Source organism: Micromonospora sp. DT47 (assembly GCF_049844475.1).
Classification (GTDB): Bacteria; Actinomycetota; Actinomycetes; order Mycobacteriales; family Micromonosporaceae; genus Micromonospora.
Window position 1 is genome coordinate 41182 of the sequence record NZ_JBNCLC010000021.1, and the last position, 19821, is coordinate 61002.

At 73.1% G+C, this 19821-nt stretch carries 17 protein-coding genes; 7 read left to right on the forward strand and 10 right to left on the reverse strand.

What is annotated here, in order from left to right:
• The first annotated feature begins 4 nt into the window (after positions 1–4).
• From ACLQ2U_RS25290 to ACLQ2U_RS25305, 4 genes are all read left to right on the forward strand, one after another.
• Positions 5–1945: an amylo-alpha-1,6-glucosidase gene (locus ACLQ2U_RS25290; RefSeq protein WP_425753264.1), complete on the forward strand. Its 1941-nt coding sequence runs from the start codon at positions 5–7 to the stop codon at positions 1943–1945.
• Between the two features lie 144 nt (positions 1946–2089).
• Complete coding sequence (locus tag ACLQ2U_RS25295) at positions 2090–3421, forward strand: glycosyltransferase family 4 protein (RefSeq protein ID WP_425753265.1); 1332 nt, start codon at positions 2090–2092, stop codon at positions 3419–3421.
• A gap of 242 nt (positions 3422–3663) precedes the next feature.
• On the forward strand, positions 3664–4473 hold the full coding sequence (locus tag ACLQ2U_RS25300) for a metal-dependent hydrolase (RefSeq protein ID WP_425753266.1): 810 nt from the start codon (positions 3664–3666) through the stop codon (positions 4471–4473).
• On the forward strand, positions 4470–5372 hold the full coding sequence (locus tag ACLQ2U_RS25305) for an amidohydrolase family protein (RefSeq protein ID WP_425753267.1): 903 nt from the start codon (positions 4470–4472) through the stop codon (positions 5370–5372). Before ACLQ2U_RS25300 ends, ACLQ2U_RS25305 begins: the two co-directional genes overlap by 4 nt.
• A 27-nt stretch (positions 5373–5399) precedes the next feature.
• Here the strand turns inward: ACLQ2U_RS25305 and ACLQ2U_RS25310 are convergent, their stop codons facing one another.
• Positions 5400–5993, reverse strand: coding sequence for a nucleotidyltransferase family protein (locus ACLQ2U_RS25310; RefSeq protein ID WP_425753269.1), 594 nt, complete (start codon positions 5991–5993; stop codon positions 5400–5402).
• A 377-nt stretch (positions 5994–6370) separates the two neighbouring features.
• Positions 6371–8080 (reverse strand): bifunctional 3'-5' exonuclease/DNA polymerase, encoded by a 1710-nt coding sequence (locus ACLQ2U_RS25315; RefSeq protein WP_425753356.1) that lies wholly within the window; start codon positions 8078–8080, stop codon positions 6371–6373.
• A gap of 161 nt (positions 8081–8241) precedes the next feature.
• Here ACLQ2U_RS25315 and ACLQ2U_RS25320 point away from each other — a divergent pair, with 161 nt between their 5' ends.
• Positions 8242–10125: an ABC transporter ATP-binding protein gene (locus ACLQ2U_RS25320; RefSeq protein ID WP_425753270.1), complete on the forward strand. Its 1884-nt coding sequence runs from the start codon at positions 8242–8244 to the stop codon at positions 10123–10125.
• Complete coding sequence (locus tag ACLQ2U_RS25325) at positions 10122–11852, forward strand: ABC transporter ATP-binding protein (RefSeq protein WP_425753271.1); 1731 nt, start codon at positions 10122–10124, stop codon at positions 11850–11852. Before ACLQ2U_RS25320 ends, ACLQ2U_RS25325 begins: the two co-directional genes overlap by 4 nt.
• 153 nt (positions 11853–12005) lie before the next feature.
• Here ACLQ2U_RS25325 and ACLQ2U_RS25330 read toward each other — a convergent pair whose 3' ends face one another.
• The 5 genes from ACLQ2U_RS25330 to ACLQ2U_RS25350 are packed head-to-tail and all read right to left on the reverse strand — an operon-like array spanning position 12006 to position 17095.
• Positions 12006–12962, reverse strand: coding sequence for a carbohydrate ABC transporter permease (locus ACLQ2U_RS25330; protein WP_425753272.1), 957 nt, complete (start codon positions 12960–12962; stop codon positions 12006–12008).
• 12 nt (positions 12963–12974) lie between these two features.
• Positions 12975–13916 (reverse strand): carbohydrate ABC transporter permease, encoded by a 942-nt coding sequence (locus ACLQ2U_RS25335; RefSeq protein ID WP_425753273.1) that lies wholly within the window; start codon positions 13914–13916, stop codon positions 12975–12977.
• 43 nt (positions 13917–13959) lie between these two features.
• The gene (ngcE, locus tag ACLQ2U_RS25340; RefSeq protein WP_425753274.1) at positions 13960–15375 is read right to left on the reverse strand and encodes an N-acetylglucosamine/diacetylchitobiose ABC transporter substrate-binding protein; all 1416 of its coding nucleotides are present in this window, start codon (positions 15373–15375) and stop codon (positions 13960–13962) included.
• A 26-nt stretch (positions 15376–15401) separates the two neighbouring features.
• A complete protein-coding gene (locus tag ACLQ2U_RS25345) occupies positions 15402–16151 on the reverse strand; it encodes a sugar isomerase domain-containing protein (protein ID WP_425753275.1) in 750 nt (249 codons plus the stop codon).
• Positions 16151–17095, reverse strand: a complete 945-nt coding sequence (locus ACLQ2U_RS25350) for a MurR/RpiR family transcriptional regulator (protein WP_425753276.1) — start codon at positions 17093–17095, stop codon at positions 16151–16153. Before ACLQ2U_RS25350 ends, ACLQ2U_RS25345 begins: the two co-directional genes overlap by 1 nt.
• Before the next feature lie 202 nt (positions 17096–17297).
• On the opposite strand from ACLQ2U_RS25350, the gene ACLQ2U_RS25355 reads away from it, so the two are divergent.
• Positions 17298–18287, forward strand: coding sequence for an N-acetylglucosamine kinase (locus ACLQ2U_RS25355; RefSeq protein ID WP_425753277.1), 990 nt, complete (start codon positions 17298–17300; stop codon positions 18285–18287).
• A 52-nt stretch (positions 18288–18339) separates the two neighbouring features.
• Here ACLQ2U_RS25355 and ACLQ2U_RS25360 read toward each other — a convergent pair whose 3' ends face one another.
• The 3 genes from ACLQ2U_RS25360 to ACLQ2U_RS25370 form a co-directional block, all read right to left on the reverse strand.
• On the reverse strand, positions 18340–18765 hold the full coding sequence (locus ACLQ2U_RS25360) for an SRPBCC family protein (protein ID WP_425753279.1): 426 nt from the start codon (positions 18763–18765) through the stop codon (positions 18340–18342).
• Entirely contained in the window at positions 18758–19072 is a 315-nt protein-coding gene (locus ACLQ2U_RS25365) for an ArsR/SmtB family transcription factor (protein ID WP_425753280.1), read from the reverse strand. The genes ACLQ2U_RS25360 and ACLQ2U_RS25365 overlap by 8 nt, the downstream gene beginning before the upstream one ends.
• A gap of 279 nt (positions 19073–19351) precedes the next feature.
• Positions 19352–19777, reverse strand: a complete 426-nt coding sequence (locus tag ACLQ2U_RS25370; protein ID WP_425753281.1) for a VOC family protein — start codon at positions 19775–19777, stop codon at positions 19352–19354.
• Between the last annotated feature and the right edge of the window lie 44 nt (positions 19778–19821).

Here is a 19821-nt window from a genome sequence, read left to right on the forward strand (position 1 = left end):
GTAGTTGATCGAGATCGGTTTCGGTCCGCAGGTCTGCGCCGAACTGGCCCCCGGGGCGACCCGGGAGTGGCTGGTCACCGACGGCCTCGGCGGGTACGCCACGGGCACCGTCAGCGGGCTGCGCACCCGGCGCTACCACGGGCTGCTGGTGGTGTCCGGCGAGACGACGGCCGCCCGGACGGTGGGCCTGGTCAGCCTGGACCCGGCGGTGACGCTTCCCTCGGGGGCCACGGTCCGGCTCGGCGCGCACGAGTGGTCCGCCGGCGTCGTCGACCCGCGCGGCTACGAGCTGCTGGAGCGCTTCGACCTGGTCGACGGCCTGCCGCGCTGGCGGTGGCGGATCGGCGACGTGGTGATCGAGCGGGAGCTGGCCATGACGCACGGCCGCTCCGCCGTGGCGGTGGTGCACCGGCTGATCGCCGGCGGTCCGGTCCGGCTGCAGCTCTCGGCGGCCTGCACCTGGCGGGACGCGCACGGCGAGCGCCGCGCGAACGGCCCGGCGCCGCGGATGGAGCCGGTGGACGGCGGCGCGGTGGTCGACGGCGCGTTCCGGCTCGCCGGCCCGGACTGGACGCCCGAGGGGCAGTGGTGGCTGGGCGTGCACCACCGCGAGGAGGCCGCGCGCGGGCTGCACCCGGAGGAGGATCTCTGGTACGCCGGCCGCTTCGCCGGCGCCCTGGACCGCCCGGGCGACACCGTCGCGGTGCTGGCCTGGGCCGGCGACCTGGCCGACGCGCCCCCTCCGGCGACCGAGGTGGTCGCGGCGGCCCGGCGGCGGCACCGGGCGGTGGTGGCGGCGGCGAGGCCGGCCGACCCGGTCGAGGCCACGCTGACCCTGGCCGCCGACGCGTTCGTGGTGCGCACCGGGGCCGGGCCGGACGTGGTGGCCGGCTACCCCTGGTTCGGCGCCTGGTCGCGGGACACCATGACCTCGTACGAGGGGCTGTTCCTCTGCACCAATCGCGCCGACGAGGGGCGCGAGCTGCTGCGGTCGTACGCGCGGACGCTGTCGGAGGGGATGCTGGCGAACACCGCCGACACCGGCCGGGTGGAGTACAACACGGTCGACGCGACGCTGTGGTTCCTGCACGCGGTGAGCCGGCACGTGACGGTCACCGGCGACACCGACCTCGGCGCCGAGCTGCTGCCGGCGCTGCACGCGGTGGTGCAGGCGCACCTGGCCGGCATCCGGTACGGCATCGCGGTCGACCCGGCCGACGGGTTGATCACCCAGGGCGGCACCCCGGGCACCGCGCTGACCTGGATGGACGCCCGGGTGTACGGGGTGCCGGTCACCCCGCGCACCGGCAAGCCGGTGGAGGTCAACGCGCTCTGGGTCAACGGGCTGGCCGGTCTGGCCGAGCTGACCGAGCTGGCCGGGCGGGACGCCACCGAACTGTGGCGGCTGCACGACCGGGCGCGGGACGCCTTCCGCAAGCGGTTCCCGGCGCCGACCGGCTGGCTGCACGACGTGGTGGACGCGCCCGCCCCGGCGTACCCGCTGGGCGGGGCGGCGTACCACGACGACGACCTGCTCCGCCCCAACCAGCTGCTGGCCTGGTCGCTGCCGTACGCCCCGCTGGAGCCAGACCCGGCGGCGCTGCGCCGGGTGGCGGCCGGGCTGTTCACCCCGCTCGGGCCGCGCAGCCTCTCCCCCGACTCGCCCGGCTTCGTCGAGCGGCACCGGGGCGGGCCGGCGGAGCGGGACAGCGCCTACCACCAGGGGACCGTCTGGCCCTGGCTGGTCGGGCCGTTCGTCGAGGCGTACCGGAAGGCCGGCCTGCCGACCGATGACCTTTTTATCGGACTTGAGGGCCATTTGGGGGAATATGGCCTAGGATCGGTCAGCGAGACGGCCGACGGCACCGCGCCGCACGTCGCCACCGGCTGCCCGTTCCAGGCCTGGTCGGTCGCCGAGCTGCTGCGCGTCCGGAGGATCCGCTAGGGACGCGTTACACACCGGCAACGAGGGTGTCTTCGCTGGTTATCCGGCCACGGGCAGGATTGGCCACGACCCCGGGCGCGACGGTGGCACCCTCCACGGGTGTCGAGCACCGTGCGCCCAGGACACAACTCAAAGGGGGCATGCATGTCACCTGACGCCGACGTGATCGACATCCACCCCGCCCGGCACCAGCGGGTGCTGATCCTCTCCTGGGAATACCCACCCGTGCTCGTGGGGGGACTCGGCCGGCACGTGCACGCCCTCTCCGTCGCCCTGGCCGCCGCCGGTCACGAGGTCACCGTGGTCACCCGGCACGCCGACGGCGCGCCCCTGGAGGAGTACGCCGACGGCGTGCGGATCCTGCGGGCGCCCGAGGACCCGGTGACCTTCCCGCTGGCGACCGGCTCGCTGCTGGCCTGGACGATGGCCTTCAACCACACCCTGACCCGGACCGCGCTGCGCGCCGCCGAGTCCGGCGACCACGACGTCATCCACGCCCACGACTGGCTGGTCGCGCACACCGCGGTCACCCTCGCCGAGCACCTGGACCTGCCCCTGGTCACCACCATCCACGCCACCGAGGCCGGACGGCACCAGGGCTGGCTGCCGGAGGAGATGAACCGCACCATCCACGGCGTCGAGCACTGGATCAGCGACGCCTCGGCCCGGGTGATCGCCTGCTCCGGCTACATGCGCGAGCAGGTGACCCGGCTCTTCGACGTGCCGGCCGCCCGGGTCGATGTGGTGCCCAACGGGGTCGACCGCCGGGCCTGGCACGCCCGCCCGCGCGCGGTCGCCTCGGCCCGCGCCCGGTTCGCCGGGGACGGCCCGCTGGTCGGGTACGCCGGCCGGCTGGTCTACGAGAAGGGCGTCCAGCACCTGGTGCACGCCGTGCCACACCTGCGCCAGCGGCACCCGGGGCTGCGGGTGGTGATCGCCGGCGACGGGCCGTACAAGGAGCAGCTCCAGGCGGAGGCGCGGCGGCTGCACCTCGGCGACACGATCCGCTTCGCCGGCTTCATGGACTCCACCCAGCTCCCCGCCGTGCTCGCCGCCACCGACGCGACCGTGGTGCCCAGCCTCTACGAGCCGTTCGGCATGATCGCGCTGGAGGCGGCGGCGGCCGGGGCGCCGCTGGCGGTGGCCCGCACCGGCGGGCTGGCCGAGATCGTCGAGCCGGGTGTCACCGGGGTGACCTTCCCGCACAGCGACCCGGACGCCCTCGCCGGCGCGGTCGGCCAGCTCCTCGGCAACGAGGTCTTCGCCCGCCGGGTGGCCCGCCGGGCCCGCACCATGGTCAGCGAGCGGTACGGCTGGGCGACCGTCGCCGCCCGTACCGGAGGTGTCTACGCCACCGCGCGCCGGGAGCACGGCACGTTCCAGGCCCGGCGGGCCGCCGCCCAGCTGGCCGGCGGACGGACCCGGATCACCATCCCCGAGGGCAACCTGCTGCCGATGGACGGCGCCGCCGGCTGAGCCGCGCCGGGCACCGCGCGGCCGATCCTGACCGTCGCACCGGGCCGGGCGTACACCGTCTCGTGGCTGACAAACGAGCGACTGGCAGGTCAACGCGACATACTTCCTGATGATCCGGCAGAGCTTCCGGGTCACCGTCTGACACCCTCCTTTGTGGGCCGTCCGGGTGGTTGCCCCTCGGCGGCGGCTCTGACACAGTGGCGTAGCTTTGTCGATCAAGAACCAGGGGAGGGCGAGGCGAGATGATGGGACCGTCGCACGCGCTGTCCGGCGCGGCGGTGTGGCTGGCCGGTTCCTGGGCGCTGGACCACTTCGCCGACTACCACCAGTCGCCGCTGGCGCTGGCGGTCGGCACGGCGGTCTGCGCCGGCGGCGCGCTCTTCCCCGACCTCGACCTCTCCGGCAAGGTCACCCGCAACCAGGGCGGCGCGACCGTGGCCCGCACCTTCGGCGTCTTCTCGCTCTTCGTCGCCGAGGTGATCGAGAAGATCTCGCTCGGCGTCTACTACGCCACCAAGCTGAGCCGGGACCCGCGCCGCAACAACGGCCACCGGACCCTGACCCACACCCTGCCGTTCACCGCGCTGGTCGGCTGGGGCACCACCACGCTCTGCGCGGCATACGGCAAGTGGGCCGTGGTGAGCATCCTGTTCTTCATGATCGGTCTGGCCCTGCGCGGGCTCTTCGACGAGTGGGCCGAGCGGGCCGGCTGGGTGATCGTCACCCTGGCCTCGGCCGCCGCCGCCTTGTTCACCTTCGCCAACCTGCCCGGCGACCGGGGCTACCCGATGATCGGGCTGGCCGTCGGCGTGGGCTGTTTCACGCACATCCTCGGCGACATGATCACCAAGGCCGGGGTGCCGATCCTCTGGCCCATCCCGATCAAGCGTCGGATGTGGACGATGGTCGGCCTGCCCAACGGCATCGCGCTGCGCACCGGCAGCAAGACGGAGGTGGTCGTGCTGCGCCTCGCGCTCACCGTGATCTCGGTGCTCGCCGCCGTGGGGCTGGTCGCGCCGTCGGTGCTGCACCGCTTCAACATCGAGGTATGACCGACGCGGGGCCGGTGCCGGCCAGCGACGACGAGGTGCCCGCGTTCTGGCGGCGACTCGGCCTGCCCGGGCTGGCCGACGTGCACGTGCACTTCCTGCCGCCCCGGCTGCTGCGCCGGGTCTGGGCGTACTTCGACGCGGCCGGGCCGCTGGTCGGCACCGAGTGGCCGATCCGGTACCGGTGGAGCGACACCGAACGGGTGGACCACCTGCGCCGGCTCGGGGTACGAGCGTTCAGCGCGCTGGCGTACCCGCACAAGCCCGGCATGGCGGCGGAACTGAACCGCTGGACGCTGGACTTCGCCCGCGCCACGCCCGGCTGCCTGCCCTCGGCGACCTTCTTCCCCGAGCCGGAGGCCACCCGGTACGTCACCGACGCACTGGACGCCGGCGCCCGGGTGTTCAAGGTGCACGTCCAGGTCGGCGGCTTCGCCCTGACCGATCACGCGCTGGACCCGGTGTGGGGGCTGCTCACCGAGGCGGGGGTGCCGGTGGTGGTGCACGCCGGGCACGCCCCGGTCGGCACGGCGTACACCGGGCCGGAGGGGTTCGCCGCGCTGCTGGCCCGGCACCCGCGACTGGCCGCCGTGGTGGCGCACCTCGGCGCGCCCGACTATGCCGCCTTCCTCGACCTGGCCGAGCGGTACGACCGGGTGCGGCTGGACACCACCATGGCGTTCACCTCGTTCTTCGACCGGTTCATGCCCTTCCCGGCGGACGAGCTGCCCCGGCTGCGGGAGCTGGGGCTGGCCGGCAAGGTGCTGCTGGGCAGCGACTTCCCGAACATCCCCTACCCGTACGCGGAGCAGCTGGCCGGGCTGGCCCGGCTCGACCTGGGCGACGACTGGCTGCGGGCGGTGTGCTGGGAGAGCGCGGCCGCGCTGTTCGACCTGGCCTGACGGGCCGGCGCCCGCGGACCCGGCGCCTCAGACGCCTACCCGTTGCGGCGGGACGGTCAGCCCGTAGAGCAACATCAGCTCCGGCGAGTCCACCCGGCTGCCGTCGGCCACCGTGTCGCAGGAGATGTCGACGATCTGGTCCTTGTGCGCCAGCAGGTACGGGCGCGCGCCGACGTCCGCACTGGCCAGGGTGGCGATGCCGGGCCAGTGCCGGCGGCCGAAGAGCATCGGGTAGCCGCGCAGCCCGTCGTAGGTGGCGCAGACCAGCACGTCCGGGTACGGCAGCGCGGCGACCCGGCGTACCGCCGCGGCGGTCAGGCCGGGCATGTCCACCGGGACCACCACGACCGCCTCGATCCCCTCGTCGGTGAGGGCGGCCAGGCCGGCCCGGATGGAGGAACCGACTCCGGTCCCCCAGGCGCGGTTGACCACCACCGTGGCCCGGGCCAGGTCGGTGGTCTCCCGTACCTGGTCGGCGGCCGCGCCCAGGACGACCACGATCTGCTCGCAGCCCGCCTCGGTCATCGTGTCGATCATCTGGTTCACCAGGGGCTTCTCCCCCTGGTGCAGGAGCGCCTCGGGGCCGCCGATCCGACGTCCCCCGCCCGCTGCGATGATCATTCCTGCGATCCGATTCAGCGGGCCACCTCCACTGTCGACGGGAACCGCCGCAGCAGGTGGCCGCTTCCGTCCCCTCCTACGCACAACGGGTGCAACGAGCAGCACGGCGATGAGTGTCGGGGCGAAACGGATAATTGACGCACCTGAGACCGCAGTGCGGTGGACCGGCCGACGTCCGACGGGACCGCTCGGCGGCGCCGCTCTCGAATTCAACGCGCTGCGCGAGCAGCGGGCCGCACTCGGTCAGGAGAGGTTCACTAGCCATCCTGACCGACGCCTTCGGCCGACGACGGGCCACCGAGGTCCTCAACCTGATCGCGGTGCTGCCCGATGCCGGGGGCGGGCACCTGCCCGCATGATCCCGACGGCCGGAGCCCTCATGCCGCGTCGGCGTAGCAGTCGACGATGGACAGGTCCAGCGGGAAGCGGACCGGGGTGTCCCCGAAGAGCAGGGCGGACGCCCGCGCCCCGGACCTGGTCACCGCCTCGGCGACCGCCTCGGCCTGCTCCGCCGGACAGTGCACGATCACCTCGTCGTGCTGGAAGAAGACCAGCTCGGCGTTGGTGCCGGCCAGTTCGCCGCGGAGCGTGGCGAGCAGCGTGGAGGCCCACTCGGCGGCGGTGGCCTGGATGACGAAGTTGCGGGTGAACCGGCCCCGGGACCGGGCGGCCCGGGCCCGTGGGGACTGCGGGTCGGCCCCGGCGTCCGGATCGGCGCCGGCGTCGTCACCGTCGGTGAAGCCGGCCGTGCCGGGCGGGCAGGTGCGCCCGAGCCAGGAGCGGACCAAGCCGCCCGCCTCGCCCGCGCGGGCAGCCGCCTCCACGTAGCCGAAGGCGGTCGGGTAGCTGCGCTTGAGCACCGCCAGGGCGGGCACCGCCATCCCGCCGGTCTGGCCGTACATCGCGCCGAGCAGGGCCACCTTGGCCCGGGCCCGGTCACCGGCGAAGGCATCCCGGGCCAGCGCCGCGTAGAGGTCACCGGCACCGCCCGCTGCGGCGAGCCGGCCGTCGCCGGAGACCGCGGCGAGCACCCGGGGCTCCAACTGGCCGGCGTCGGCGACGACGAGGCGCCAGCCCGGGTCGGCCACCACCGCGCGCCGGATCACCTTGGGGATCTGCAACGCGCCGCCGCCCCGGGTGGCCCACCGGCCGGAGACCACCCCGCCGGGGACGTACTCCGCCTGGAACCGACCGTCACGGACCCAGGCGTCCCGCCAGGCCCAGCCGTGCGCCGTCCAGATCCGGTAGAGCTCCTTGTATTCCAGCACCAGCGGCACCGCCGGATGGTCGACGCCGCGCAGCACCCAGGCCCGGGTGTTGGGCAGCTCCACCCCGGCCCGGGCGAAAGCCCGCAGCAGCTCCGCCGGAGAGTCGGCGTGCACCTGGCGTACGCCGAAGGCGTCGGCGATCCGGGCGGCCAGCTCGGCCAGCCGGCGGGGCGGCCCGCCGACCGGGGACGCCTCGCCGAGCAGCTCGCCGAGGATCGCGTCGTGCACGTCGGCGCGCCAGGGCAGGCCGGCGGCGGCCATCTCCACCGCGATCAGCGCGCCGGCCGACTCGGCGGCGACCAGCAGCCGGAACCGGCCCGGGTGCTCCGTCGCCGCGATCCGGGCGAGCTGGTCGGCGTACACCCGGGTCAGCGCCTCGATGCCGGGACCCGGCGGGCCGGGGACGGCATCGAAGAGCGCGCCCTGGCCGTGCCCGGGCGGCGCCGGCGGCCGGGGCGGCGGATCGGGTGGCACGGCGACCCCGGTGAGCCGGGCGACGGCGGCGGCGAGCGATCGGGGCTCGCCCCAGCGGCCGGCGTGCCCGAGCAGCAGCGCCTCGGTCAGCTCGACGTCGTGACAGCGCTCCAGCCGCACCCCGGCGCGCAGCAGCGCCGGGTAGGTCGCCGCCCCGGACGCCCAGACCCAGCGCGGGTGCTCGGCGGCCTCCCGCCCGGCGACCGCCGCGGCGAGGTCGGCCACCGTCTCGGCCGGACCAGTCGGCCGGCCGTCGCCGCCAAGTGGTTGCAGGACTCCCCCGCCCCGCTCGTCCGACACCACCGCCACCAGCACGGATGCGATTCTGCCCCGCCCCTCCGACAGCGGCCGACCCGCACGCCCCGCACCCTGCCCCACTCGGTGCCGGTCGAGGGCCACCCGACCGGTAGCGAACGCTCGTCGTCCGGGCGATCCCGCCGCAGCCGGTGATCGAGCCGACAGCAAACGGGTCAGTAGATCGTCGACCCGCTCGGTAGCGTGGGCTGATGCCCCCGCAGATTCCCCATCCCGAGCCCGGGGTCCCGGACACGAGGGGGCCGCTGCGCTACATCTGGTGGCTGGTCCGCTGCCAGCCCTGGCGGGTGCTGCGCGGCAGCGCCTTCGGCACGGCGTGGATGGTCGGACTGTCGGTCCGGCCCTACCTGATCTCCCGCGCCGTCGACGACGGGCTGCGCGCGCACGACGACCGGGCCCTGCTGCTCTGGATCGCGGCGATCATCGTCGCGGGAGCGGGGCTGTCGTACCTGGGCATCATGCGGCACCGCACAATGACCTTCGTCCGGGAGGACGCGACGGCCCGCTCGGCGGCGGTCCTGCTGCGCCAGCTGTCCCGGATCGGCGCGGTGCTGCCGCGCCGGCTCGCCGCGGGCGAGGTGGCCACCGTCGGCGGCTCCGACATCGGCTACACGTCGCAGGTGCTGACGATGACCGGCCCGGGGGTGGGCGCGGTCGTCGCGTACGCGGTCATCGCCGTCATGCTCTGGTCGGTCTCCCCCTTCCTGGCGCTGTGCGTGCTGCTGGGCGTGCCGGCGATCGCGCTGGTCGTCGGGCCGCTGCTGCGCCGCCTCGAACGGGCCGAGTCGGTCTACCGGCAGCAGCAGGGCATCCTCACCACCCGGGCCGGCGACATCGTGGCGGGGCTGCGGGTGCTCGCCGGGGTCGGCGGGCGCGGCCTGTTCGCCCGCCGGTACGCCGACCGCTCCCAGCGCCTGCTGGCCGAGGGCTACCGGGTCGGCGCCGTCAACAGCTGGATCGACGCATTGACGGTCGCCATCCCGGGACTCTTCCTCGCGGCCGTGGTCTGGCTCGCGGCCCGGATGGCGGCGACCGGCGACATCACGATCGGGCAGATGGTCGCCGTCTACGGATACGTGGCCACCCTCATCGTGCCGGTCTGGTTCCTGCTGGAGGGCAGCTACCAGCTGATCCGGGGCCGGGTCGCCGCCCGCCGGATCGTCGCCCTGCTCAACCTCACCCCGAACGACGTCGGTGGTCCGCGAACCGTACCCGGTGGCCGCGGCCCGGGGACCGTGCCCGACGCCCGCCGGCCGGAGTCCGTGTCCGCGCCGGACCGCCCCGCCGACCTGCACGACCCGGCGACCGGACTGACCGTCCGCGTCGGCCGGCTGACCGGCGTCGCCGCTGACGACCCGGCCGAGGCCATCGCGTTGGCCGACCGGCTCGGACGGTACGTCGTGAGCGACGTCACCTGGGGCCACGTGCCGCTGACAGGGATCGCGCTGGACGAGGTCCGGGCCCGGATCCTGGTCGCCGACCACGACTCGTACCTCTTCGCCTCGACGCTGCGGGACATCCTGCGCCCCCGGCCGGCGAGCCGCGAGGACCGCACCCGGCAAGGGCGCGCCGACGACCGCCCGCCGGAGGGAAGCCGCGACGACCGCGACGGGTCGGGGACCGACGACGAAATCACTGCGGCCCTGCGCGCCGCGTCCGCCGAGGACGTCGCCGACGCCCTGCCGGACGGGCTCGACACCCCGATCGACGCCCGGGCCCGTACGCTCTCCGGCGGCCAGCGCCAACGGGTACGCCTGGCCCGGGCACTGCTCGCCGAACCGGAGGTGCTGATCCTCATCGACCCGACGTCGGCGGTGGACGCGCACACCGAGGCGCGGATCGCCGAGCGGCTGCGCACCGCGCGGGCCGGGCGGACCACCATCGTGCTCACCACGTCGCCCCTGCTGCTCGGCCACGCCGACACGGTCGCGCACCTGCACGCGGGCCGGATCGTCGCTACCGGCACCCACACCGAACTGCTCGCACACGACGAGGGCTACCGGCTCCTGGTCGCCCGGGACAGCGCTGATCGCGACCTCGAGGACTCCGCCGACGCCGAGGGGGCGTATCCGTGAGCCGGCTGCCGGTGGCGGACCGGACCGCCGTGCGCCGGGCGACGCTGGACCTGATCAACCGGGACCGGCGCGCGGTCCTGATCGTGCTGGCGCTGCACGGGGCCGCCGCGATCGCCGGGCTCGCCCCGCCGTGGCTGCTCGGCAGCATCATCGACCAGGTCTCCGCGGGTGCGGGCGTTGCCACCGTCGACCGGCTGGCGCTGGCGATCGGCGGGTTCGTCCTGGTGCAGGCACTGCTCTCCCGGTACGCCCAGTACGCCGGCCACCGGTTCGGGGAGCGGGCCGTCGCGCGACTGCGCGAGGACTTCGTCCGCAGGACGCTCGGCCTGCCCGTCTCCGTCGTCGAGCGGGCTGGCTCCGGGGATCTGGCCACCCGCAGCTCGGTCGACGTGTCGACCGTCGGGACCACCGTCCGGGACGTGGTGCCCACCATCGTCATCGCTTCGGTGCAGCTGACGCTGCTGTTCGGCGCGATCTTCCTGCTGCACCCTCTGCTCGGCCTGGTAGCGCTGGCCGGACTGCCGTCGATCTGGGCCGTGACCCGCTGGTACCTGCGGCGGGCCACCTCCGCGTACCTCGCCGAGGGCGCAGCCACCGCCGAACTGACCGAGACGCTCACCGCCACCGCCGAGGGTGCCCGCACCGTCGAGGCGCTCCGCCTTACCCACGACCGGATCGGGCACGGCACCGAACGCATCGCCCGGGTGTGGGCCACCCGACGGGCGACGCTCGCGCTGCGTAGCGTGTTCTTCACGGTGGTGGAGGCCAGCTATCCGCTACCGATCGCCGCGGTGCTGCTCGTCGGCGGGTACCTGCTCTCCCGGGAGATGGTCTCGCTCGGCGCAGTGGTCGCCGCCGCGCTCTACCTGCAACAGGCGATCGAACCACTGGACCGGATTCTGCAATGGACGGAGCAGGCGCAGCGCGGCTTCGCGTCGTTCGCCCGGGTGCTCGGCGTCGGCCAGGTGCCGCCGGAGCCGCCCGGCAGGGCGTCCGCGCCCCGGGGAGAGCGACTGGTCGTGCGCGGCGCGCGGTTCTCGTACGCCGGCGGCCGCGACGTCCTGCACGGCATCGACCTGGAGGTGCGGCCCGGCGAGCGGCTGGCCATCGTCGGCCCGTCGGGGGCCGGGAAGTCCACCCTGGCCCGGCTGCTCGCCGGGATCGACGCGCCACGGCACGGGGTCGTCAGCATCGGCGGCTGCCCGATCACCGATCTGGACCCGGCCGAGCGCCGCCGCCGGATCGCCCTGGTCACCCAGGAACACCACGTCTTCATCGGCTCAGTGCGCGACAACCTCGCCTTCGCCGCCCCGGACGCCTCCGACGACCAGATGCGGTCCGCGCTGACCACCGTGGGCGCCGACTGGTACGCCGACCTGCCTGACTACCTCGACACGCAGGTCGGCGACGGGGCCCGTCAGCTCGGCGCGGCCGAGGCCCAGCAGCTCGCGCTGGCGCGACTGGTGCTCGCCGACCCGCACACGCTGATCCTCGACGAGGCGACCGCCGCTCTCGATCCCACCACCGCCCGGCGTACCGAGCGGACGCTGGCCGCCGTTCTCACCGGGCGTACCGTCATCGCGATCGCGCACCGGCTCAACACCGCGCACGACGCCGACCGGGTGGCCGTCCTGGAGGACGGCCGGATCACCGAACTCGGCAGCCACGACGAACTCGTCCGCGCGGGCGGGGCGTACGCCGCCCTCTGGCGGTCCTGGCACCACTGATCCGGAGACCGCGGCGGGCACCCGGGGCTCCAGCTGGCTCCCCCGCCCCGATCGTCCGCCACCACCACCGCCACCAGCACGGACGCGTTTCTGCCTCGTCCCTGCGACACTCCCTCGCCCGCGCCCCGCGCCGGGCCGGCGCGGGACGACCGCCTACTTGCCGACGCCGGCGGTCAGGCCGGACTGCACCTGCCGCTGGAAGACGACGTAGACGATGAGCACCGGCAGCATCGCCATGGTCACTCCGGCGAAGAGCCCGGACCAGTCGGACTTGTAGCCCTGGTTGACCGAGAGCTCGATCAGCCCCTGGGAGATGACCTGGTTCTTCGGCTCGCCCGCGACGGACTGCATGAGCAGGGTCGGCAGGTACCACTGGTTCCACTGGCCGAGCACGTTGAAGATCCCGATGCTGATCAGACCCGGCTTGGACATCGGCAGCATCACGCTGAAGAACAACCGGGTGTGCGACGCCCCGTCGACCATCGCCGCCTCGGCGATCGAGTTCGGCAGCGTCTTGAAGAACGAGTGCATGAAGAAGATCGTGAACGACAGCGACCACGCGACGTAGACGACGATCAGCATGAGGTGCTTGTTCGGGCCCAGCAGCGGGAAGACGACGCCCATGTTGTAGACGCCCTTGAACAGCGGCACGGCGGCGAGGTAGATGGGCAGCGTCAGCCCGGACAGGAACATGTAGTAGATCAGCCGGTTGCCCCGGAACTCGTAGCGGGCCAGCACGTAGGCGGCCATCGAGCCGAGCAGCATGGTCAGGAAGACGCTGCCGACCAGCACCAGGACGGTGTTCAGGAAGAACGCGCCGAGGTGCCCCTCCCCCCAGGCCCGGGCGAAGTTGTCCCAGTGCAGGCGGTCCGGGATGAGTGACAGCGGCTCGCGGATCACCTCCGAGTCGTCCTTGAGCGCCGACATCACCACCCACACCAGCGGGTAGATCACCATCACGGCCCAGACCACCAGGAACACGTGGGAGAAGCCATTGAACATCCGCGCGCCGATCGCGCCGGCACGGGACTCCGATCGTCGTACGTCGGCCGGTCGGTTGGGCGGGGTCCCGTCTGGCCGGGTCAGACCACCGTGTGTCGCCGTGCTCATCGTCCAGCCTCCTCAGTACTCGATACGCTCACGACGGGTGACCCTCAGCTGCGCCGCGGCCAGCAGGATCGTGAAGATCGCCAGCGCCACGCCCATCGCGCAGGCGTAGCCGAACTGGCCCTTCTGGAACGCGGTGAAGTTGAGCACCGACGCGAAGATCTCGCTGGCGTGGTTCGGCCCGCCCTGGCTGGGCGTCATCACGAAGACCAGGGCGTACATGTCCAGCGCGATGAAGCCCAGGTAGACCCAGGCCACGGAGATGGTGTCCCGCAGCAGCGGCAGCGTGATCCGGAAGAAGGTGTGGAACCGCCCCGCGCCGTCGAGGATGGCGGCCTCGTAGATGTCCTTCGGGATCGACTGCATCGCCGCCGAGAAGAGCACCATGTAGAAGCCGGCGCCGCTCCACACCGCGATGAGCAGCAGCCACCAGAGCACCGCCGGTACGCCGAGGAACGGCTCCGGGTCGGCGGTGAAGGCGATCGGGTTGTCCGCATCGACCAGCCCGATCTTGATGAGCAGGCTGTTGATCAGCCCCTGGCCGTCCGTGCGGTAGATCTGCTGCCACATCACGGCGATGACCACCAGCGACAGCACCTGCGGGAAGAAGAAGATGATTTTGTAGAGGCCGGAGCCGAGGACTCCCCGGATGCCGGCCCTGTCCTCGCGTCCGCCCACGTTGAGCAGGAACGCGAGGAACAGGGCCAGTGCGATGGTGAACAGCGGCACGGTGATCAGGAAGAAGACGTTGTGCCAGAACGCCTTCCTGATCAGCTCGTCGGAGAGCAGCCGGACGTAGTTGTCCAGCCCGACGAACTCCTGCTTGTCGGAGTACCCTCCCCAGTTGGTCAGCGAGTACCCGGCCGCCTGGGCGAAGGGCCACACCACGTAGAGGAGGTAGAGCCCGACCGGCAGGGCCAGGAAGCCCGTGACGAAGCGCGCAACACCGTGCCGCATTCCACTCACTCTCTCGTTCGGCTCAGCTGGTCCGACTCCACCGTCAGGCGGTACGGGTCTGCTTCTTGATCGACGAGTCCTTGGCGACCTTGTCGGCGGCCGCCTGCATCTTGTCGACGAACTGCTGCGCGGTGAGCCGGCCGGCCATCAGCTCCTCGGACAGGTTCTGGCTCTCCTTGTCCAGGTCGGCGTAGAAGTCCCAGAACTTGGTCTTGATCAGGTCCTTCGGCGCGTTCTTCATCAGTTCGTTGGCGGTGACCAGCGAGGAGTCCTGGACGTTGTCGCCGGAACCCTTGGTCGAGGCGAGTGACTTGGTCAGCTCGGCGAACTTGGCGGAGCCGGACTTGGAGAGCACGGCCCGCAGGAACTCCTTCGCCGCCGCCTTGTTCGGGGCCTTGCTCGGCACCACGAGGCCCTCGCCGGCGCCGGCGAAGACGTCCTTCGCCGCCTTGTCGCTGGCGCCGAGACCCCAGTAGTCCGACAGCTTCATCTCGAAGCCCGGCGGGATGGTCGCGGCCATCTCGTTCTTCAGCCAGGTGCCGACCTGGATGAACGCCGCCTTGCCGTCGAGCCAGGCCTGCTGCGACTGGGTGTGGTCGAGCTTGCCCGGCAGCAGCAGCTTGTCCTTGACCATCCTCTCCCACACCTGCAGGGCGGGCAGGATGCCGTCCGCCTTCCAGGCGTTCTCCTTGAGGTTGTCGATGTCGATCACGACCTGCTTGCCGGCGGACTTCCAGATGGTCGCCATCAGCGCCCAGCGGGGGTAGTAGCCGTGCACCGCGTCGTGCACGTACGGAGCGATGCCCTTGGCCTTGATCTTCGGCGCGAGGGCGAAGAAGTCGTCGAACGTCTTCGGCGGCTCCCAGCCCTCCTTGCTAAACAGCGCGCCGTTGTACCAGTTGCCCCAGACCGTGTAGGCCACGTTGACCACGTAGAACTTGCCCTGGAAGGTGCCGTCGGAGACGGTGCCCGGCAGCAGCGAATCCGCCACCGTGCCCTCGCCGTCCCAGGTGGGGGCGGTGAGCAGGTCGTCCAGCGGCTCGATCGCGCCCTCGTTGACCAGGGTGCTGATGTCCATCATGTCGGCGCCGGAGTTCATCACCACGTCGCTCGGCTGGGTGGCCATCTTGGGCTGCTCTTCGGTCTTGATCTTCTGGGTGGAGCTCATGTTGACCGTGACGTTGGCGTGCTTGGCGTTGAAGAGGACCTTGTCTTCCTTGGCCCACTGGTCGCCGAGGCCACCGTTGAAGATGACCACCTTGACGGCGCTGCCGTCCTTGACGCCGAACGGGTTGTCCTTGCTCTTGCCGGCGCCGCTGTCGTCGGACTTGCTCGGCTCGCTGCCGGCGCAGGCGCTGAGCAGGCCGGCCGCCGGGGTGACGAGGAGACCCGCGGCGGCGGCCCGCCGCAGCAGGGTCCGGCGGCTCACGTCGCCAAGGTTCTCGGGGATAACGGACATCGTCGTCTCTCCTTGAGGTGTTCGGGTCAGGCGGTGCGCCGGAGACGCCCGGCGTACCGCGACTCGAGGGCGAGGTTGTGCTCGTCCCCACCGGGGACGTTGGCGGAGAGGTAGATAGGGGGTACCTCTCCGGCCTGGTGGAACCGTCGTACGACCTCCGCGGTCAGCAGCTGCGCCAACAGCGCGGCGGTGACCGAGGAGACCGCACAGACCGCGCCGCCGCCCTCGAGCGGCAGCAGTGCGTCGCCGTACGGCGCGCCGTTGTCCAGCACGACGTCGGCGAGATCGGCGAGCCGGCGTCCGGACGGGTGCCGCGGGGCGACCCGTGCGGTGTGCGCGACCGAGGTGACCGCGATCAGCGGGTGACCGCGCTCCTTGACCAGCAGCGCCAGCTCGACCACCGAGCCGTTGATGCCGGACTGGGAGGCGACCAGGAAGGCGTCCCGCGGCTGCGGCCCGGCGAGGGCGTAGAGCTGGTGGGCCACGGCCGGATCACGTTCCAGCTTGGGGTCGGCGAGCACGTCGCGGGGCGCGTCGCCGTGCAGCACGAGGTCGTGCAGGGAGATCCGGTTGGCCGGGACCAGCCCGCCGGCCCGGGCCACCAGCTCGGCGGCGAACGCCTCGGAGTGGCCGGCGCCGAAGGCCTGGAGCACCCCGCCGGCGCGCAGGCTGGCCACGATCGCATCGGCGGCGTGGGCGATGGCGTCGGATTGGGTGTCGACCAGCCGGTCGAGGACCGGCCGAACCGCGTCCGCGTACCCCCGGGCACTGATCATCAGCTGGTCCCCTTCGCGGCCTTGTGCCCGTCGACGGCCTGGGCGGTACGCCGGAAGGCCGCGTGGGCGCGGTCGTGGGTGCGCTGCGCGACCGCGATGTAGAGCAGGTCGAGCACGACGAGCTGCGGGTGCCGGGCGGAGAGCGCGTCCGGCCGGAAGGTGGTGGCCTGGCTGGCGGTGAGCAGCACGATGTCGGCCAGCTCGGCCAGCGGCGAGCGGGGGAAGCCGGTCAGCGCCACGGTGGTGGCGCCGCGGCTGCCCGCCTCGGCGAGCATCTCGATGGTCTCCCGGGTCTGCCCGGTGTGCGAGATGCCGAGCGCGACGTCCCCGGCGCCGAGCAGGGCGGCGCTGGCCAGCCCCTCGTGCACGTCGCTCCAGGCCCAGGCGGCCACCCCGATGCGGTGCAGGCTGAACTGCATCTCCGCGCCGACCAGCGCGCTGCCGCTGGCGCCGAAGATGTTCACCCGGCTGGCGCCGGCGATGGCGGCCGCCGCCCGTGCCACCTCGGCGAGGTCGAGCAGGGCCGCGGTGTCGTGCATGGCCCGGGTGTCGGCGGCCATGATCTGGTCGAGCACCCGTTCCAGGGGGTCGCCGGGCTGGATCTCCCGTCCGATGTCGACGGTCCAGCCGGCCGAGCGGGCCCGGCCGGTCTCCGACGCGATGCCCAGCCGCAGGTCGGCGTAGCCGTCGAAGCCCATCGCCCGGCAGAACCGGGTGATGGTGGCGGGCGAGGTGCCGCTGCGCTCGGCGAGCTCCACGATGGTCGCCCGGGCCGCCGCCTCCGGGTCGCTGAGCACGTGCTCGGCGACCCGGCGCAACGCCCCCGTCAGCTCCCCCGCCCCGGCCCGGACCCTGGCCAGCACCCCGTCGGCGCCCCGCCGGTCGACCATGTCGGCGTCGACCACCGCGGTCCCCGCGGGGGTGTCCACCTCGTGATCAACCATGGGGAACGCCTTTCCGCAAAGAGTGTTAACTGTTAGTGGTAAAATTTCTTACTGAAGGGCCCCTCCTGTCAAGGGCGTGGGCGAAGTTTTCAAACTGTTATCTGGCGCACACCGCCGCACCGGCCGCCGATCTTGCCCGGCGGCACGCGGCCGACCAGCATGAACACCGCCCACAGCGCCGCACCCGGGAGGTCTGGTGAGGATGTCCGACACCGTCGTGGTCGGTCTCGACGTCGGGGGTACGTCCACCCGGGCGGTCGCGGTCACCCTGGCCGGCGAGCGCCTCGGCACCGGCCGGGGCGGCGGCGGCAACCCGACCAGCCACGGCGCCGAGCGGGCGGCCGCCGAACTACTGACCGCCCTGCGCGGCGCGCTGCACGGGGTGGACCCGACGAGGGTCCGCGCCGGCATCATCGGCCTGGCCGGGGCGGGCCGGCTGCTGGCCGATCCGCACGGCCGGGCCGCCTTCGACCGGGCCTGGTCGCAGGCCGGGCTGCGCTGCCCGTACGCGGTGCACGGCGACGCCCTCGTCGGGTACGCCTCGGGCACCGCCGCCCCGGACGGCACCGTGCTGATCGCCGGCACCGGCGCGATCGCGGCCCAGGTACGCGACCTGCGGCTGGACCGGACCGCCGACGGTCACGGCTGGCTGCTGGGCGACACCGGCTCCGGATTCTGGCTGGGCCGCGAGGCGGTCCGCCGGCTGCTGGCCGCCCTGGACGCGGGCGCCGACCCCGGCCCGCTGGGGCGGCGGGTACTCACCGAACTGCTCGGCTCGGCCGAGGTGGCGGCCCGCCCCCGGGACACCGCGGACGCGCTGGTCCAGGCGGTGACCCGGCGCCCCCCGGTGGAGCTGGCCCGGCTGGCGCCGCTGGTGGTGGCCGGCGCGGTCGACGGCGAGCCGGTGGCGACCGGCCTGATCGGCGAGGCCGCCGCGAGCCTGGTGGAGAGCGCCGCCCGGATCCGGCCGGCCGGGGCGACCTCGCCGGTCGTGCTCGGCGGCGGCCTGCTCACCGGGGACACCCCGCTCGCGGCCGCCGTCCGGGCGGAGACGGCCCGCCGGTGGCCCGACGCGGCGGTGCGTTCGGCCGGGGACGGCGCGGCGGGTGCCGCCTGGCTCGCGGCGCGGGACCTGCCCGAGGTGACCGACCCGGTGGCGCTGCACGCCCTGCTGGTCCCGGAGGCGGCCTGAGCCCGCACGATCGCGCTCGATCCTGACGGCCGCCTTTCGACCCGGCCCGGAGTCAGGGGTCGGCGAGCTCCCGCTCCAGCCGGCGCCACACGTGCGAGCGCCAGCCGCCGTCCAGGATCGTGAAGGTCCGCCGCTGCACCGGATCGTCCGGGTCGAAGCCGTCGTGTTCCAGGAAGAGCCGGGTGCCGCGCCCCTCCGGGACGAGCGTCCAGGTCACCATGGTGTCCAGCCCGCCGCCGCGCCAGCTCCACCGCAGCAGCCGGAGCGGCTCGACCGCCAGCACCTCACCGTGCACGACACCGTCGAAGTCCTGCCCGCGGGGCGTGGTCCGGAGGGTGAACCGGCGACCGACCAGCGGGACGAGGTCGTTCGGCATGAGCCAACGGGCGAGCAGATCAGAATCGGTCAACGCCCGCCACACCTTCGCCGGAGAGTGGGCCAGGTACTGGTCGACGGCGATGATGGTGTGATCAGTCATCGGGCATCTCGTCCAGGACGTCCCGCAGGTCGGCCAGGCGGCCACGCCAGAACCGTTCGTACGGGGTGAGCCAGTCGGCCACCTCGCGCAGCGGCTCCGGCCGCAACGAGTACAGCCGTTGCCGGCCGACCGGCTGCTCCACCACCAGGCCGGCGTCCTTGAGCACCTTGAGGTGCTCCGACAGGCGGGGACGGCGCATGTCGAAGTGGTCGGCCAGCCGCTGCACCGGCTGCTCCCCGCGCTCCCGCAGCAGCCGCAGCAACTCCCGCCGGCTCGGGTTGGCGAGCGCCGCGAAGACGTCAGACACGGGTCGACTGCAGCACGATGCCGTTGCCGTCCGGGTCGTCGAAGGTGGCTTGACATCCTCCACCGCCATGAATGGCGGGGATTCCCTCCGCGCTGCGCCGGAACGCGCAACGCCCGGGTGGGTTCCTGCTTCACCGCACGGTGCCGGAATCGCTTCCGGTCTTACCCACACTCCACAGGCGTTTTACGTCTCCGCAAGCCCTGCGGCGACAGTCACGCTGTGTCCGTCGTGACGCTTCGAGGCTTCCGGCATGACCCTTCGCCTCGCACGAACGCGACGTTACCACGGTCGATGGGGCGTCAGGTCAACGGCACGCTCGGGCCTGGCGGCCCTCCCGCGCGGGCCTTCACCCCCGCCCTGAAGGGCGGCGCACTGGCCCGCATCCCGGGAGCGCCCCCAGGGCGCGACCTGGATGCCGCCGTCGGCGAAGACGACACCCCGGACCCGCAGGGCGGCGACGTCGCCGTCGAGGTCGTCGGTCTCCAGCACCAGGCCCTTGAGCGAGCCGGGCGGCATGGTGGGGAACCAGGTGACCAGCGTGAGCCCGGTCGCCGCGCCCTTCGGCGCCACCTGGACCCAGCGCCCGCCCGGGCCCATCGGGTTGTCCCGGACCAGGTCGAAGCCGAGGACGTCGACGTAGAAGTCGCGGGCCCGGTCCTGGTCACTGACGGGCACGGAGAGGAGCTGCACATGGGTGACGGTCATGCCGACCACAACAGGTAGGAGATTACCTACCGGTCAAGTGCCGC